The organism is Dyella sp. C9, from assembly GCF_003332825.1.
Taxonomy (GTDB): Bacteria; Pseudomonadota; Gammaproteobacteria; order Xanthomonadales; family Rhodanobacteraceae; genus Dyella.
Window position 1 is genome coordinate 126,154 of the sequence record NZ_QIRF01000007.1, and the last position, 17,509, is coordinate 143,662.

Annotated in this window: 11 protein-coding genes; 8 read left to right on the forward strand and 3 right to left on the reverse strand. The window is 66.8% G+C overall.

Annotation, left to right across the window (positions count from 1 at the left end; genetic code table 11):
* Nucleotides 1-12 precede the first annotated feature (12 nt).
* From DVU99_RS10940 to DVU99_RS10955, 4 genes are read left to right on the forward strand one after another with little or no spacing between them, the layout of a single operon-like run.
* On the forward strand, nucleotides 13-2,646 hold the full coding sequence (locus tag DVU99_RS10940; RefSeq protein ID WP_114240294.1) for a glycoside hydrolase family 3 protein: 2,634 nt from the start codon (nucleotides 13-15) through the stop codon (nucleotides 2,644-2,646).
* Nucleotides 2,647-2,658: 12 nt separating this feature from the next.
* Complete coding sequence (locus DVU99_RS10945; RefSeq protein ID WP_114240244.1) at nucleotides 2,659-3,690, forward strand: sugar kinase; 1,032 nt, start codon at nucleotides 2,659-2,661, stop codon at nucleotides 3,688-3,690.
* On the forward strand, nucleotides 3,690-5,171 hold the full coding sequence (locus DVU99_RS10950) for a mannitol dehydrogenase family protein (protein WP_114240245.1): 1,482 nt from the start codon (nucleotides 3,690-3,692) through the stop codon (nucleotides 5,169-5,171). Before DVU99_RS10945 ends, DVU99_RS10950 begins: the two co-directional genes overlap by 1 nt.
* Nucleotides 5,172-5,229: 58 nt before the next feature.
* Nucleotides 5,230-6,852, forward strand: a complete 1,623-nt coding sequence (locus DVU99_RS10955) for a DUF5597 domain-containing protein (RefSeq protein WP_198670273.1) — start codon at nucleotides 5,230-5,232, stop codon at nucleotides 6,850-6,852.
* Between the two features lie 39 nt (nucleotides 6,853-6,891).
* On the opposite strand, the gene uxaC is transcribed toward DVU99_RS10955, so the two are convergent.
* From uxaC to DVU99_RS10970, 3 genes are read right to left on the reverse strand one after another with little or no spacing between them, the layout of a single operon-like run.
* Nucleotides 6,892-8,319 (reverse strand): glucuronate isomerase, encoded by a 1,428-nt coding sequence (uxaC, locus tag DVU99_RS10960; RefSeq protein WP_114240247.1) that lies wholly within the window; start codon nucleotides 8,317-8,319, stop codon nucleotides 6,892-6,894.
* A 24-nt stretch (nucleotides 8,320-8,343) separates the two neighbouring features.
* Nucleotides 8,344-9,396: an endo-1,4-beta-xylanase gene (locus DVU99_RS10965; protein WP_114240248.1), complete on the reverse strand. Its 1,053-nt coding sequence runs from the start codon at nucleotides 9,394-9,396 to the stop codon at nucleotides 8,344-8,346.
* Complete coding sequence (locus tag DVU99_RS10970) at nucleotides 9,393-10,847, reverse strand: MFS transporter (RefSeq protein ID WP_114240249.1); 1,455 nt, start codon at nucleotides 10,845-10,847, stop codon at nucleotides 9,393-9,395. The genes DVU99_RS10965 and DVU99_RS10970 overlap by 4 nt, the downstream gene beginning before the upstream one ends.
* A 271-nt stretch (nucleotides 10,848-11,118) precedes the next feature.
* Here DVU99_RS10970 and DVU99_RS10975 point away from each other — a divergent pair, with 271 nt between their 5' ends.
* From DVU99_RS10975 to DVU99_RS10990, 4 genes are all read left to right on the forward strand, one after another.
* A complete protein-coding gene (locus DVU99_RS10975; RefSeq protein WP_114240250.1) occupies nucleotides 11,119-14,040 on the forward strand; it encodes a TonB-dependent receptor in 2,922 nt (973 codons plus the stop codon).
* 110 nt (nucleotides 14,041-14,150) lie between these two features.
* Entirely contained in the window at nucleotides 14,151-15,635 is a 1,485-nt protein-coding gene (locus DVU99_RS10980) for an MFS transporter (protein ID WP_114240251.1), read from the forward strand.
* A 28-nt stretch (nucleotides 15,636-15,663) separates the two neighbouring features.
* The gene (locus tag DVU99_RS10985; RefSeq protein WP_114240252.1) at nucleotides 15,664-16,677 is read left to right on the forward strand and encodes a glycoside hydrolase family 43 protein; all 1,014 of its coding nucleotides are present in this window, start codon (nucleotides 15,664-15,666) and stop codon (nucleotides 16,675-16,677) included.
* A gap of 4 nt (nucleotides 16,678-16,681) precedes the next feature.
* Entirely contained in the window at nucleotides 16,682-17,500 is an 819-nt protein-coding gene (locus DVU99_RS10990) for an aldose 1-epimerase (protein WP_232823560.1), read from the forward strand.
* The last annotated feature ends 9 nt before the right edge of the window (nucleotides 17,501-17,509 follow it).

Sequence of the window (17,509 nt, forward strand, 5' to 3'; positions counted from 1 at the left end):
GTGACGCTGGCCATGCTGGCCGCGACGGCCTCCTTGCCGGCGGCAACCGCCGCGGGCGTCCAGCCGGCGACGCCGCTTTATCTCGATACCGGCCACAGCTTCGGGGAGCGCGCCGCCGACCTGGTGGCGCACATGACGCTGGAGGAGAAGGTCGCGCAGATGCAGAACAGCGCGCCGGCCATCCCGCGCCTGGGCGTGCCTTCGTATGACTGGTGGAACGAGGCCCTGCATGGCGTGGCGCGTGCCGGTGGCGCTACCGTGTTCCCGCAGGCTATCAGCATGGCCGCCACGTTCGACACCACGCTGATGGACCAGGTGTCCAGCGCGATCAGCGACGAGGCGCGCGCCAAGTACAACGAGTTCCAGCGGCGCGGCATGCATGGCCGCTACCAGGGGCTCACCTTCTGGTCGCCCAACATCAACATCTTCCGCGACCCGCGCTGGGGCCGTGGCCAGGAAACCTACGGCGAGGATCCCTTCCTCACCTCGCGCATGGGCGTGAGCTTCGTGCGCGGCCTGCAGGGCAACGATCCGATCTATCGCAAGCTGGACGCCACCGCCAAGCACTTCGCCGTGCATAGCGGGCCGGAGTCCGAGCGCCACCGTTTTGACGTGCATCCTGACGAGCGCGACCTGTACGAGACCTACCTCCCCGCGTTCCAGGCACTGGTGCAGGACGCGCACGTGGACGCGGTGATGGGCGCGTACAACCGCGTGAACGGCGAATCGGCCTCGGCCAGCCAGCGGCTGCTGCAGGACACCTTGCGCCGTGACTGGGGTTTCCAGGGATACGTGATGTCCGATTGCGACGCGGTGGAGGACATCTACCAACACCATCAGCTGGTGCAGACCGCCGAACAGGCCTCCGCGCTGGCGGTGAAGCGCGGCGATGATCTCAACTGCGGCCACACCTATGCCGCGCTCACCGCGGCGGTGAAGCAGGGGCTGATCAGCGAGGCGGAACTGGACGTGTCGCTGACGCGCCTGATGACGGCGCGCATGCGCCTGGGCATGTTCGATCCGCCGGCCCGCGTGCCATGGTCCAGCCTGCCGATCTCGGTGAACCAGTCGGCCGAACACGATGCGCTGGCCCGCCGCGCCGCCGACGAATCCATCGTGCTGCTTAAGAACCATGGCGTGCTGCCGCTGTCGCGCGAACTGCGCCATGTGGCGGTGATCGGCCCCACCGCCGATGACGTCACCGCCCTGCTCGGCAATTACCACGGCACGCCGGCCGCGCCGGTGACCGTGCTGCAGGGCATCCGCAACGCGTTGCCGCAGGCGGAAGTGACCTATGCGAAGGGTGCGGCCCTGGTGCAGGGCTTCGACGACGAAGGCACGCCACTGATCGACGCGGCCGACCTGCGGCCCGACGCCGGCTCCGGCGAGCATGGCCTCAAGGGCGAGTATTTCCGCGGTGGCGACCTGCAGGGCACGCCGGTACTGACGCGGGTGGATGCGAAAGTGAGCTTCCGTTGGGATCACAGCGCACCCACCGACGATCTGGTTGCGCAGGGCGAGCTGGCCGCCGACCAGGCGCTGGACCCGGCGCATTTCAGCGTGCGCTGGAGTGGCGAGCTGGTGGCACCCAGGAGCGGCCATTACACGCTCACGGCGCCGGCCAGCGATGGTTATCGCCTGTACCTCGACGGTCACCTGCTGGTCGACGCCTGGGACAACGCCACCGGCAAGGCCGCGACCGCATCGGTGGATCTGGTCGCCGGCAAGGCTTACGCGGTGCGCCTGGAGTACAGCAAGCGCGAGCACAACAACGATGTCCGCCTGGCCTGGCGCGAGCCCGGTGCCAGGCCCGCGTTCGAGGAAGCGATGGATGCGGCGCGCCATGCCGACGCCATCGTGTTCGTGGGCGGCCTGACCAGCGACATCGAAGGCGAGGAAATGAAGGTGAACTACCCCGGTTTTGCCGGTGGTGACCGCACCGACCTGCGCCTGCCCGCCACCCAGCAGAAGCTGCTGGAAGCGCTGCAGCGCACCGGCAAGCCGGTGGTGCTGGTGCTCACCTCCGGTTCGGCGCTGGCGGTGGATTGGGCGCAACAGCACGTGCCGGGCATCGTGCTGGCGTGGTATCCGGGCCAGCGCGGCGGCGATGCGGTGGCCGACGTGTTGTTCGGCTCGGTGAATCCATCCGGCCGCCTGCCGGTCACCTTCTACAAGGCCGACGAGGCGCTGCCCGCCTTCGACGACTACCACATGGCCGGCCGCACCTATCGTTACTTCAAGGGCACGCCGCTGTATCCGTTCGGCTACGGTCTCTCGTACACCACGTTCGGCTACAGCGACCTGCAGCTGGCCTCGTCCAGCGTGACGGTCGACGGCAGGCTCAGCGTGAGCGTGACGGTGAAGAACAGCGGCAGCCGTGCGGGCGACGAAGTAGTGCAGCTCTATGTGCGCAGCCTGCATGCCGGCCCGTGGCGATCCAACAAGGAACTGCGCGGTTTCCAGCGGGTGAGCCTGCAGCCGGGTGAGCAGCGCCGCATCAGTTTCGACCTCGCGCCGCGCACCGCGCTGCGCTACTACGACGACCAACAGCATGCCTATGCCGTCGACCCCGGTCGCTACGAAGTGCAGGTGGGCGCCTCCAGCGCCGACATCCGCCTCAGCGAGCCGTTCGACGTGAGCCCGTAAGGAACCACCGTCATGTCTCCCGTATCCACGCCCGCACGCATCGTCTGCTTCGGTGAACTGCTGCTGCGGCTGTCGCCTCCCTACCATGAGCTTCTGCTGCAGTCGCACCGGCTGGAGGCGCGCTTCGGCGGCGCCGAGGCCAACGTCGCTTCCTCACTGGCCATCCTCGGCCATCACAGCATGATGGTGAGCGCGTTGCCGGCGCAGGCTCTGGGTCATGCCTGCGCCGGCGAGTTGCGTCGGCATGGCGTGGACACCAGTGCGCTGCGTTATGCCGAGGGCCGCATGGGCCTGTATTTCCTGTCGCCGGGCGCCATGCAGCGACCCGCCGAAGTGCTGTACGACCGCGCAGGCTCGGTGTTCGCGCAGACGTCGCCCGACGCCTACGACTGGCCGCGCCTGCTCGCCGATGCGCAGTGGCTGCATGTGTCCGGCATCAATCTCGCGTTGGGCCAGGCGACCGCGCAGGCCACGCTGGATGCGGTGGCCACCGCCAGGACGCTGGGCGTGCACGTGTCCTTCGACGGCAATTACCGCAGCCGGTTGTGGGGCGAGCGCGCCCATGAGGCGCCGGCGTTGATCCGCCAGGTGATGAGCCAAGCCGAGCTGATCCTGGGCAACGATCGTGACATCGCCCTCGCGCTGGGCCAGAGTTTTCCCCAGGCGCAGGCCGGCGAGCGTTTTCGCGCCGCCGCCTGCGCTGCTTTTTCCGCGTGGCCGCACCTGCGCTACGTTGCCGCGACGGAAAGGCGCCACCGCAATGTGGACGACCAGGAATTGACCGGCATGCTCTCCACCCGCGAGCATGCGCGCGTGACCCATGCCCACTCCCTGCAGGGAGTGGTGGATCGCATCGGCGGTGGCGATGCCTTTGCCGCGGGCCTGCTGCATGCGCTGCTGCGCGGCATGCCCGAACAGGCCGCGCTCGACTTCGCTACCGCAGCCGCCTGCCTCAAGCATTCGGTGCCGGGCGACGTGAACCTGCTGCGTGAGGCCGACATGCTGGCCTTCCTGCAGGGTGGCGGTTACGAGGTAAAGCGTTGATGGCCGCCCCGGCTGCCCGTCCCCGCCTGTCGCCGGCCTGCCTTGCGCAGCTGCCGGCGAACGTGCAACAACCCGCCTACGCGCTGGATGGCGTGCGCATCGGCATCGTGCACATCGGTGCCGGCGCGTTCCATCGCGCGCACCAGGCGGTCTATATCGATGACCTGCTGGCCACGCATCCGGAGTGGGCCATCTGCGGCGTCTCCCTGCACAGTACTGACGTGCGCGATGCGCTCGATCCGCAGGGCGGCCTTTACACCCTGGCCCTGCTTGGCAGCGAGCGCCACTTGCGCGTGATCGGCGCATTGCGCGAGATGCTCAGCGCCCGCGATCAGTCGGCGGCCGTGCTGGCGCGGCTGGCCGATCCGGCGGTGCGGCTGGTCACGCTGACCATCACCGAGAAAGGCTATTGCCTGGCCGGCAGCGACCTCGATCTCTCGCACCCGGACATCGCGCATGACCTGGCGCATCCGGCGCAGCCGCGCAGCGCCATCGGCTACCTGGTGGCCGGCCTGCGCGAGCGGCAGCGCCATGGCATCGCGCCGTACACGGTGTTGAGCTGCGACAACCTTGCCGACAATGGCCATCGCCTGCATCGGGCAGTGCTGCAGTTCGCGCGACGGGTGGATGCGCCGCTGGCTGCGTGGATCGAGGCGAGCGTGTGCTTTCCGTGCTCGATGGTCGACAGCATCACGCCGGCCACCGACGACGCCCTGCGCGAACGCATCGATGTCGAACTGGGTTGCGACGACGCCTGGCCGATCCAGCGCGAGGAATACACCCAATGGGTGGTGGAAGACCGCTTCGGCGGCGAGCGTCCGCCGTTGGAGCGCGTGGGCGTGACATTGAGCAGCGATATCGCCGGTTACGACCGCGCCAAGCTGCGCCTGCTCAACGGCGCGCACTCCTCGCTGGCGTATCTCGGCTCGCTGATGGAGCTGGACAGCGTGGGTGATGCCATGGCGCATCCCGCACTGGCTGGTTTCGTCGAACGGTTGATGCGCAGGCACATCGCCGCCGTGATCGCGTTGCCCCGCGCGATGGATGCCGAGGGTTACATCGACGCGATCCTGCAGCGCTTCCGCAATCCCTCGATTCGCCATCGCCTTTCGCAGATCGCGTGGGATGGCTCACAGAAACTGCCCGTGCGCCTGCTCAGCACCATCGGTGAGTCGCTGCGGCAGGGTCAATCCATCGACGCGTTGTGCCTGCCCATCGCCGCGTGGATGCACTTCGTGCGGCGGCAGGCTTCGCGCGGCGTGGCGCTGGTGGATCCGATCAACGACACCCTGCAGGCACTGGGCAAGGGTTGCACCGGCGATGCCGGTCACGACGTGGCTCGCTTCCTGCAGCTGGAGGCGGTGTTCGGTGCGCTGGGTGTCGACCCGGTCTTCGGCGAGACTGTGCGCGCGGCCTATGCCGCGCTGGGTGATGCCTCGCCTGACGCGGTGGCCAATGCGCTAGCTCGCCATGCGGTGTGATGCCTTGCCTCCTTCATTCCGGCGGGCGCGCCATGCCGGCCTCGCACGAGAAGCATCCATGAAGACCATCTATCCCCGCGCCCTTGCCCTGCTGGCCTGCGCCCTGTTTGGCGCCGCCGCACAAGCCGCCACGCTGCCGGTCGTGCGCGTGCAGGACGGCGCCAGCCAGCTGGTCGTCGACGGCAACCCATACCTGATGCTGGCCGGTGAGCTGGGCAACTCTTCCGCGGGCACGGCGGCGCAGGCCGACACCATCCTGCCACGGCTGGCAAGTCAGCACATCAACACCGTGCTGATGCCGGTGGCGTGGGAGCAGATCGAGCCGGTTGAGGGCCGGTACGACTTCCGCATCCTCGATCACTGGATCGACGTGGCGCGCAGCCAGCGCATGCATCTGGTGCTGTTGTGGTTCGGCAGTTGGAAGAACGGCTTTTCCGAATACGCGCCGGCATGGATCAAGGCGGACACCACGCGCTTTCCCCGGGCACGAGCCATCGACGGCACACCATTGGAGATCCTCTCCACCTTTGGCGAGGAAACCCTGCGCCTGGACAGTCGCGCCTTTGCCGCGCTGATGGCCCACGTGCGCCAGAAGGATCTGCAGCAGACCGTGCTGATGGTGCAGGTGGAGAACGAGGTGGGCCTGGTGGGTGACCGCCGCGACCGTTCCGCCGACGCCGATCGCGCCTTCCAGGGCGAGGTGCCGCCGGTGCTGGTGCAGGCGCTGCAGGCACAGCGCGCCAACCTGACGCCGGAACTGGCCGCGCACTTCAACGCGCAGGGCAGCCGCTGGAAGGACGTGTTTGGCGACGCCGCCGACGAGGTGTTCATGGCGTGGCGCTACGCCAGCTACATCGACCGCGTGGCGCAGGCCGGCAAGGCCGAATACGCGCTGCCCATGTACCTCAACGGGCAGCTGCCGGCACCGCTGGAGCGCGCTGGCGACTATCCCAGCGGAGGACCGCATCCGTATTACCAGCAGGTCTATCGCGCGACGGCGCCGCATGTCGACTTCTACTCGCCGGACATCTACTGGCCGGAATTCGAGCAGTGGGTGAAGCGCTACCAGGCGCTGGGCAACCCGGTGTTCATCCCCGAGGCCAAGCTGCAGGTGGCGCCGTACAACGCGCTGTACGCCTACGGCGAGGCACGCGGCTTTGGTTTCAGCCCGTTCGACATCGACAGCGTGCCTGTGATGGGCGATGACACCGACAGCCAGCCGTTGATGACCCAGGTCTACGGCGTGCTCGCGCAATTGGGCGAACTGCTGCCGGCGGCGCAGGCCCAGGCGCGCACGCGTGGACTGGTGCTGCATGCGGCAAGCCCGCGGCCGACCCAGGTGGTGGCACTCGGCGGCTATCTGTTCGAGGCGACCTTGTCGCGCTCCTGGCCGGAGAAGAAGCTGCTCACCGACGATGGCGCCATGCTGGTGCTGCAATCGGCGCCGGACGAATTCTTCGTGGTGGGCAGCGGCCTCACCGTCAACGTCAGGCGCGATCCAGACGCGGACGCCAAGGTAGCGGGCATAAGCAGCATCGAGGAAGTCACGCGCCAGGGCGCCGACTGGGTCGTGCGGCGCCGCCTCAACGGCGACCAGAGCAACCAGGGCCGCCAGTTGATGATGGATGCGCAGCACATGCGCATCTATCGCGTGCGCGTGCATGCCATCGCACGCCAGTGACCGAAGGCGGCGTGCCGGCATGCGACGCGCCGCCTTGACTCAGGGCAGGCGATAGGCCTTCTTTGGCAGGCGGTAGGCCAGGTCCACCACGAGCTCCGCCGCTTCGTCCTCGTCCATGCGGTGCTCGGCCACCAGCTTGGCGAGGAAGGCGCAGTCGATGCGGCGCGCCACGTCGTGGCGTGCGGGAATCGACAGGAATGCGCGCGTGTCGTCGTTGAAGCCTACGGTGTTGTAGAAACCGCCGCTGGCCAGGGTCTGCTCGCGGAAGCGCCACATCCCCTCGGGCGCGTCGTGGAACCACCAGGCCGGGCCGAGGAACAGCGACGGGTAGTGGCCCGCCAGCGGCGCCAGTTCGCGGCTGTAGGTGCTCTCGTCCAGCGTGAACAGGATCAGCTGGAAGCGCGGCTCGTTGCCGAAGCGGTCCAGCAGCGGCTTGAGCGCGTTGACGTACTCGGTGCGCAGCGGAATGTCGGCACCCTTGTCGCGGCCGTAGTGCTCGAACAGCTGGCGGTTGTGGTTGCGGAAGCAGCCCGGATGGAGCTGCATCACCAGGCCGTCGTCCAGGCTCATCGCCGCCATCTCGGTCAGCACCTGCGCGCGGAACAGTTCCGCCTCCGCCGCGCTGGCCTTGCCGCGCACCACCGTGTCGAACAGGCGTTCGGCCTCGGCGCGCGAAAGATCGGCGGTCGCCGCGCTGGCGTGGCCGTGGTCGGTGGAGGTGGCGCCCGCCGCGGCGAAATACGCGCGACGCTGGCGATGTGCGCGCAGGTAGCCGTCCCAGCGGTAGACGTCCTCACCAGTGATCTCGCCGAAACGTCGCAAGGCATCGGGGAACTGCTCGTGCTCGGGATCGACCACAGGATCCGGCCGGTAGGCGGTGACCACGCGACCCTTCCAGCCGCTTTCGCGGATCGCTGCATGGTGCTGCAGTGGATCGAGCGGCGATTCGGTGGTGGCGATCAGCTCGATATTGAAGCGCTCGAACAATGCACGCGGACGGAAGTTCGCTGTCTGCAGGGCCTCGGTGATGTGGTCGAAGTAAAGGTCGGAGGTATCCGCGCCCAGGCGCGCGCGCAACCCGAACACATCGTGGAACACGTGGTTCAGCCACATCGACGAAGGCGTGCCGCGGAACAGGTGGAAGCGACTGGCGAACACCCGCCACGCCTCGCGCGGATCCACCGCGGCACGCGAGCCGTCGGCGCGCGGAATGCCCAGCGCATCCAGCGACACGCCCTGGCTGTAGAGCATGCGGAATACGTAGTGGTCCGGCACGAGCAGAAGCTCGGTGGCGTTGACGAAGGACGCGTTGTCGGCGAACCACGACGGATCGGTATGCCCGTGCGGGCTGACGATCGGCAATTCTTCCACCTGCGCGAACAGGCGGCGTGCAATGGCGCGCTGCACCGGGTCGGAGGAAAACAGCCGGTCCTCATGCAGGGCGAGCGGGCGGGGTGCGGTGTTCATCGGGTGTCTCGTGGGTGAAGTCGATCAGGGTGTGGCCGGGACGACGGAGCCGGAGGACGGCGCGTGTTGCGTGGCGGTGGGCGTGGCCAGCCGGCCGGCAACGTAGTCGCGTAGCCAGCTCAGCGCTGGGCGCTCGCTGCCGTCGGCGCGCACCAGGTAGGCGCCCTGCTTGTCGCGCCACAGGCCGGGGCGGAAGCCCCACAACGTGATGCCCTTGACGTCCGGGTGCTGCCAGAACACCGGAAAGATGCGCTGGTAGCCGGCCAGCTGCACGGCGTCGCTCGGGCCGTCGATGTCCAGTTCGGTGATGTAGATCGGCAGGCCGGTGGCGGCGAGTCGATCCAGGTTGGCCTGGTGCACCGACATCGGCACGCCGGGCGCGGTCTCGAAGGCATGTTCCTGCAGGCCGATGCCGTCGATCAGGTGTTCGCGCTGCAGCAGTTCCACGATGCGGCGGTAGCGCAGCGTGTCGCGGTCGCTGCGCGTGATGCTGTAGTCGTTGATCAGCAGTCGCGCATGCGGGAAGTTCTGCCGGGCCAGGCGGAACGCGCTGATGATCCAGTCCCAGCCGGTGCTGCCCTTGCCGCCGAGTGCCGCCATGTAGTGGCCGCCGTCCTTCTTGTTGCCGGAGGGCGGATGGTGCAGAGGTTCGTTCACCACCTCGACGAAATCCAGGTCAGGGTAGCGCTGGGCCACGGCGCTGAACCAGTGCTCGATCGCCTTGCGCTGTTCGGCAGGCGGGAGGTGGCGTACCCATTCGGGCTGCTGCTCCCCCCACACCAGCACATGCATGTGGAACAGCATGTCGTGGCTCTTGGCGAACTGGTAGGCGCGGTCGAGCCCGCTCCAGTCCATCTGTCCGCGCACAGGCTCCACGCTGGCCCATTTGCCGGCGTTCTCGGGCGTGACCTTGTTCCAGTAGTTGGCGAAACCTTCCGACTGGCTGGCGCTGTAGGTGCTGCCAAGGAACTTGGACTGTCCCGCGGCGAGCGGCGCGCCGTGTGCCGCAGGGAGGACCGCGGCGAGCGCAAGCAGCAGTCCCGCGACGAGCGTGCTCCTGACCAACGTGTTCTTCATGCAGTCGCCTCCGGGCGATCGGTGGAGTCCATCACAACGGGTTCGAGCCGGGGCGCCAGCCATTGCACCACCAGCAGGGCCAGCAGGTAGGCGCCACCGGCCATCATGAATACGGGCACGTAGCTGCCGGTGGCCTGCAGCAGCAGTCCGATCACGGTGGAGATCAGCATGCCGCCCACCGCGCCCGCGAAGCCACCCATGCCGACCACTGAGGCCACGGCGTGGCGCGGGAACATGTCCGAGGTGAGCGTATACACATTGGCCGACCAGCCCTGGTGGCCGGCGGTGGCCAGCCCCACCAGCGCCACCGCGAGCCACAGGTGGCTCGCGCGCGCGGCGAACATCACCGGCAGGATCAACAACGCGCAAGCGAGCATGGCGCCCTTGCGCGCGCGGTTGACGCTCCAGCCACGGCGGATCAGCCGGCCGGCCAGCCAGCCACCGGCAATGCTGCCCACGTCGGCCATCAGGAAGATGGTGATCAACGGCGGCCCCAGTTCCAGCAGGCTGAGCCCGTATTGCGCGTGCAGGAACTTGGGCAGCCAGAACAGGAAGAACCACCAGATCGGATCGGTCATGAATTTCGCCGCGGCGAACGCCCAGGTCTGCCGGTGGCGCAGCAGGGTCAACCACGAGATGCGCATCGTCGCCGGGGTCGTTTCGCTGCCGATGTAGGCGCGCTCGGCCGCCGAAAGCCGCGGTTGCCGGTCCGGCGTGCGATAGGTGATCAACCACGCGGTCAACCAGGTGGCGCTGAGCACGCCGGTAAAAAGGAATGCGGCCTGCCAGCCCCAACGCGAGGCGATCACGGGCACCATCAGCGGCGCCACGATCGCGCCGATGTTGGAGCCGGAGTTGAAGATGCCTGCGGCCAGTGCGCGCTCGCGCTGCGGAAACCACTCGGCCACGGCCTTGATCGCCGCCGGGAAATTGCCCGACTCGCCCAGGCCCAGTGCGAAGCGCGCGGCGGCGAAGCTCACCACGCCGCTGGCCAGCGCGTGGCCCATCGCCGCGAGGCTCCAGATGCCGATGGCCAGCGCGTAACCGATGCGCGTGCCGAAGCGGTCGATCACCGCGCCGGCGCACAGCAGGCCCAGCGCATAGGCCGCCTGGAACGCGGTGACGATGCTGCTGTACTGCACTTCGGTCCAGCCGATCTTTTCCTGCAGGAACGGCGCGAGCACGCCCAGTACCTGGCGATCGATATAGCTGATGGTGGTCGCGGCCAGCAGCATGGCGCACACGCGCCAGCGAAAACGTCCTATTCCTGCGGACGGGGCCCGCTCGATCGCAAGCTTGTCGCGGTCCTCGCTCGCCGCATCGCAACATTCGGCGCCGTCTGGTACGCACTCGCACGGCGTGGGCGACCCCGATGCCCAGGCCCGTGTGTATTCGGCTCCCGCCATGCCGTCCCCTCGCTGCATCGCTATCAAAAGTGATAGCGCTACCATTATTGGCACGCAAAACAGGCAAAGTCATTTGCACTTGCACCACGTCGCCAATCTCTCGCCGGATGCCGAATTTGGCTTGTCGTTTAGCCATTTGCACGTCGCGTTTCAGGGATGCTGCCGTGCAGCGTGCCAGTCGATATTGTTAGCGCTACCTTTTCTAGAGGCCGCAGCAGTGCGGCCACTGAGTCAGCTGTTCGTAGAGACAGATGGAGTCGGGAGTACCGCAATGGCGCTCTGGGGACGATTCCGCCGCCAGAATCGAGAGGGGAGTATGGTGCAAGTTCGTATCGCAAAAACCGTGTTGTCGCATGCCTTGAGTCTCGCCCTGCTCGGAGCCGTGGGGGCTGCCCAGGCGCAGGATGCCGCGGCACCGGCCTCGACGCCGTCCTCCACGCAGGGCCAGGCCAATGCGCAGGGCAACAGCAAAGCCGCTCCAGCCAACGGCCAGGCCGCCACCGACGGCAAGGCCCAGTCGTCCGCCGACACCAAGACGCTCAATGCGGTCAACGTCAGCGGCAGCTATCGCAGCAGTATCCAGTTCTCCACCGATGCCAAGCGCGACGCCACCAACGTCACCGACTCGGTATACGCCGAGGACATCGGCAAGTTCCCGGACACCAACATCGCCGAATCGCTGAACCGCGTGCCCGGCGTGCAGCTGACCCGTGACGTGGACGGTGAAGGCGTGAACGTGCAGATCCGCGGCCTCGGCACGGACTTCACCAAGATCCTGCTCAACGGCAACCAGCTTGCGGTCGCCTCGGCTGGCGGCCTCAACTCGCAGAACCAGAACCGCGAAGTGGACCTGGACCTGCTGCCGACCGAATTCTTCACCCAGCTCACGGTGAACAAGACGCCCGAAGCCAGCATGACCGCAGGCGGCATCGCCGGCGTGGTGGACATGCGCACCACGCGTCCGTTCGACAATCCGGGCCCCCATGTCACCTATTCGGCCCAGGGCAGTTACAACTCCATCGGCAGCGCCGTGAAGCCGCGCGGCGCGCTGCTCGCCAGCTGGACCAACGATTCCAACACCTTCGGCGCCCTGGTCGGCCTGCAGGCCTCGCGCAACGACTACGACATGCGCGGCTTCGAGACCGTGGGCTGGACCACGCCGCAGCTCAACGCCTCGCAGTGCGGTGGCACGGCAGGCTGCAGTCCCGCCGGTGGCAGCTGGGTGATCCCGGGCACCGTGCCGGCCAACGCCGGCAATGGCCTCACGCCGGGCCAGACCATCAACAATGCCTGGCTGCTGGCGCACAACCCCGGCCTCACCACCGAGCAGCTGGCCAATGCGCTGATCCCGCGCCTGGCCCGCCAGGCGTACACCGAGGGCACCAACGACCACCAGTCCGGCATGATGTCGCTGGAGTGGCGTCCGGCCGACTGGGCGCACTTCTACCTGGACACCCTGTTCTCGCAGAAGGAGCGCCACTTCGACCGCGCCGACATGGACCTGGTGGGCCGCAGCGGCCAGATGATCCCGCTGAACATGCAGGTCGACCAGAACAACGTGGTCACCCAGGCGACCTTCGCCAACGCGCAGTACTTCCTCGAAGATCGCCCGTACGACCAGCACACCCGTTTCTTCAACATCAATCCGGGTGGCGAGTTCCTGTTCGGTTCCGACGAGAACATGAAGCTGGATTTCCAGGGCTACGTGCAGCGCAGCTGGTACCGCCAGTACGCGCCGTCGATCGACGTGAGCTCGCCCACCACCACGGTGAACTACAACAACACCGGTGGCAGCTACCCGACGATCACCCCGGGCATCAATCTCAACGACCCGAACCAGGCGTGGACCTATTACCGCGTCAACATCCACAACGAAGCGCGCGTCACCGACAACAAGGGCACGCACGAGGACTTCCAGTGGGGTGACGACTACAACAACCTGCGCGCCGGCATCGCGTACGACGACATCACGCGCCAGATCAAGGCGTATGACAACAGCGCGGCATGGGCGGCGGCGGTGCAGTCCACGGTGGGCTCGAACTGGACGCAGTACCTCAGCCCGGGCCCGTACGGCTTCGTCTCGGTGAACAGCCAGGCGTTGATGAATGCCACCAACTACGACTACCTCAACGCCACCGCGCCGCTGACCACCGCGGCCGCCAGCGGCGCCAACGCGGGCACCATCCAGGAACGCACCTGGGCCTGGTACCTGGAAGGCAACGGCAAGTTCGACCTGTGGGGCCATGACCTGCGCATCAATGGCGGTATCCGCCATGCCTCCACCGACCAGACCATTTCCGGTCCGTCCTCCATCGGCGGTCAGCTGCAGACCATCACGCTCGGCCACAACTACGGCTATTACCTGCCGTCGTTGAATCTGGCCTACAACGCCACCGACGACGTCGTGCTGCGCCTGGCGGCTTCGCGCTCGATGACGCGCCCCGACCCGAGCGCGATGGTGCCCAACACCAACTTCAGCGACCCTGCGGCGGAAATCGCCACCGAGGGCAATCCGAAGCTCAAGCCGTACCTGTCCACCAACCTCGACTTCGGTGGCGAGTGGTACACCGGCAACGAGGGCTACGTGGCGCTGGACCTGTTCGGCAAGCGCATTACCGGCTTTACCGTGAACGGCGTGAACCTAGTGCCGTTCTCCTCGATGGGCATTCCGTTCTCCAGCCTCACCGATACGCAGCAGCAGGCGATCAACCTGCGTGGTGGCCCGGGCTCGGCGATGGTGCAGGTGCAGCAGCAGGTCAACGCCGACGGCACGTTGTTCATCAAGGGCGCCGAGACGAACTGGGTGCAGCCGCTGGACTTCATCTACAAGGGCCTGGGCTTCCAGGCCAACTACACGGTGGTGTCGCAGAAGAACATCGGCAGCGGCGTGCCGGCGCAGGCGATCGGCATCTCGCCGCACACCTACAACGTCACCACCTACTGGGAAGGCTACGGTGCCTCGGTGCGCCTGTCCTACGTGTGGAACTCCTCGCAGATCAGCTCCACGCTCAACCAGAACGGCCTGCCGTTCGCGCAGATCAAGACGGACGCGCGTGGCCAGCTCGACCTGTCGGCCAGCTACCAGTTCGCCAACCTGCCGTCCAAGCCGATGCTCACGTTGAACGTCATCAACATGACCAACGCGAACTTCCGCCAGACGCTCACCTACGAGAACGCCGCGTACAGCTACTACACTCCGGGCTATACGATCATGCTCGGCATTCGAGGCAGCTTCTGATCGGAGCTCCATCGCATGAAACCATCGCGGCCCACCCGGCATCGTGCCGGGTGGGCCGCAGCATGTAGGCTCACCCGACTTTCAGCGAACAGGCGGCACAGAACCAGCGCATGAACAGCACTTCCGAAGTTCTCTCGGTCACGGAGAAGGTGGGCTACAGCCTTGGCGACCTGGCGGCCAACCTGATCTTCCAGACGCTGGTGACGTTCCTGGCGTTCTTCTACACCGACGTGTTCCGCATACCCGCCGGCACGGCCGCCACCATCATCTTCGTGGTCGGCATGCTGGGCGCGTTCGTATTCACGCCCATCATGGGCCTGGTGGCCGATCGCACCCGTACGCGCTGGGGCAAGTTCCGGCCATGGGTGCTGTGGACGGCCATCCCGTTCGGCGCGCTGTCGCTGCTGGCCTTCAGTACGCCGGCACTCGGCGAGCAGGGAAAGGTCACCTACGCCATGGCTACCTATACGCTGCTGGTGGCGGTATACGTGGCCAACAACCTGCCGTACTCGGCGCTCAGTGGCGTGCTCACCGGCAGCATGGCCCAGCGCAACAGTCTTTCTTCATACCGCTTCGTGGCGGTGATGGTGGCGCAGTTCATCATCCAGGTGCTGCTGCTGCCGCTGGTGCTGATCCTGGGTGATGGCGACAAGGCACGCGGCTTCCACAACACCATGACGGTGTTCGCCATCGTGGGCACGCTGTTCTTCCTGGTTACCTTCTTCACCACGCGCGAGCGTATCGTGCCAGTGCAGGATCAGGCCTCCAGCGTGCGTGACGACCTCGCCGATCTGCTGCGCAACCGCCCTTGGCAGATCATGTTGCTGATCACCGTGCTGCTGTTCATCAACCTCGCGTTGAAGGGCGGCATGTACATCTACTACTTCAAGTACTACCTCAACGAGGCGGATCTGGCCGGCTTCCTCGAGCGGGTGGGCTTCAATGGCCTGATCGGCGGGCTCACCCACCTGCTGTCCAGCATGGGCATGACGGAATTCCGCTGGCCCAAGGATGCGCCGCCCTCGGCCTTCAGCCTGTTCAACGCGCTGGGCATCATCTTCATGATCGTCGGCATCAGCTTTTCCAAGCGGCTGGCCGACCGCTTCGGCAAGCGCGACGTATTCGGCGCCGCGCTGTTCGTGTCGACGCTGTTCCTGCTGGCGTTCTACGCCTACCCGCCGAATGCGATCGGGCTGGTGGTGGGCTCGTACATCCTGCACGGCTTCTTCTACGGCATCACCATTCCGCTGCTGTGGGCGATGATCGCCGACGTGGCCGACTATTCGGAATGGAAAAACCGCCGCCGCGCCACCGCCATCATCTTCTCGGCCATGCTGTGCGGCCTCAAGGTCGGCCTGAGCGTGGGCGGTGCGCTGGTGGCGGGCATCCTGGCCCACTACGGCTATGTCGCCGAAGCGGCCTCCGAGTCGCCGGAAGTGGTCAACGGCATTCGCCTCACGGTGAGCGTGCTGTGTTCGGTGCCCTTCCTGGTGGCGGTGCTGCTGCTGTTCCTCTACAAGATCAACAAGCCCATGGAGCTTCGCATCGAGCGCGAGCTCGGCGAGCGGCGCCTCCTGGCCAGCACGGCGACCTGAACGTCGCGCCCCGTTCAACAGGTATCCCATGTCCGACGCGTATTCCGACAACGAGCTGGCCGCACTCGCGGCCAAGGCCATCTCGCCGCCGCTGGTCACGCACATCTACACGGCCGACCCTTCGGCGCATGTGTTCAACGGCAAGATCTACATCTACCCCTCGCACGACATCGAGGGTGGCGTGCCGTTCAACGACAACGGCGATCATTTCTGCATGGAGGACTATCACGTCTTTCGCATGGATGCGCCGGATGCCGAGGTGGTCGACTGCGGGGTGGCCCTGCACGTGAAGGATGTGCCCTGGGCCGAGCGCCAGATGTGGGCGCCCGACGCCGCGCAAAGGGGCGGCAAGTATTACCTGTACTTTCCCGCCAAGCGCAGCAACGGCCGGTTCCAGATCGGCGTGGCGGTGTCCGACCAGCCCGAGGGCCCGTTCACGCCCGAGCCCGAGGCCATCGAGGGCAGCTATTCGATCGATCCGGCCGTGCTCGAGGACAACGGCGCCTACTACATGGTGTTCGGTGGCCTCTGGGGCGGCCAGCTGCAGAAGTACCGCGACAACACCTACGACGCGGCGAACGAGGAGCCGGCTGCGGACGAGCCCGCGCTGGGCCCGCGCATCGCGCGGCTGTCCGACGACATGAAGGGCTTCGCCGAGGCACCGCGCGAGATCCTCATCCTCGATGAGCACGGCCAGCCGCTGAAGGCGGGCGACCACGATCGCCGCTATTTCGAAGGGCCGTGGATGCACCGGCACCAGGGGCGCTATTACCTGTCGTACTCGACCGGCAACACGCACTTCCTGTGCTACGCCACCAGCGACAACCCCTACGGGCCGTTCACCTACCAGGGCCGCATCCTCACCGAGGTGGTGGGTTGGACCACGCACCACTCGATCTGCGCCTGGGGCGATCGCTGGTATCTGTTCTATCACGACTCCATCCTGTCCGGCGGCGTGACGCACCTGCGCTCGATCAAGATGGCTGAGTTGCAAGTGGATGCGCAGGGCCGCATCGCATGCCTGCAGCCGTATGGCGGGTGATCCGGTGACGACGGCAGATGCCGCCACGGCGCCGATCGAGCCCGGCCCGCTGCTGCGTATCGGCCACGGCGAATTGTCGGTGGACATCGCGCCTGCCGCCGGTGGGCGCGTGGCGCAGATCCACTACCGTGGACAGCCGTGGCTGGTTGGCCACGAGCACAGTGCGGCCATGATTTCCTGGGGCAGCTATCCGATGGCGCCCTGGGCTGGGCGGATCCGGCATGGTCGCTTCCATTTCGAGGGCGCAGCCTGGCAGCTGCCGGTGAACCTCGGTGCGCATGCCATCCACGGCGTGGCGTTCGCGTTGCCGTGGTGGGTCGAGGAGTATTCGGCTACGCACGCCGTGTTGTCGCTGGCGCTGCCCGAAGACACGCGCTGGCCATTCGGTGGTGTTGTTCGCCAGCGTCTGGCGGTAGTCGACGCCTGCCTGCGCATGGAACTGTCGGTGACCGCCGGGCAACAGGCCATGCCGGCCACGCTGGGCTGGCATCCATGGTTCCTCAAGCCGGATCGCATGCTGTTCGCGCCGAGTGCCTGTTACCCGCGCGACGACGAGGGCATGGCCACGCTTCCGCTGGCCGTTCCGCCGCCGAGCCCGTGGGACGACTGCTTCATCCACGCGCAGCCGATCGTGCTGGAGCGCGCGGGCCAACGCCTGCAGTTGCGCTCCGACTGCGATCACTGGGTGGTCTACGACCAGCCCGGACACGCCACCTGCGTGGAGCCGCAGACCGGTCCACCGGATGCCTGCAACCTTGGGCTCGGGACCCGGCTCGCGCCGGGAGAGAGCCTGTCAGCCTGGTATGAGCTGTCCTGGGATTGAGCCGCGCGG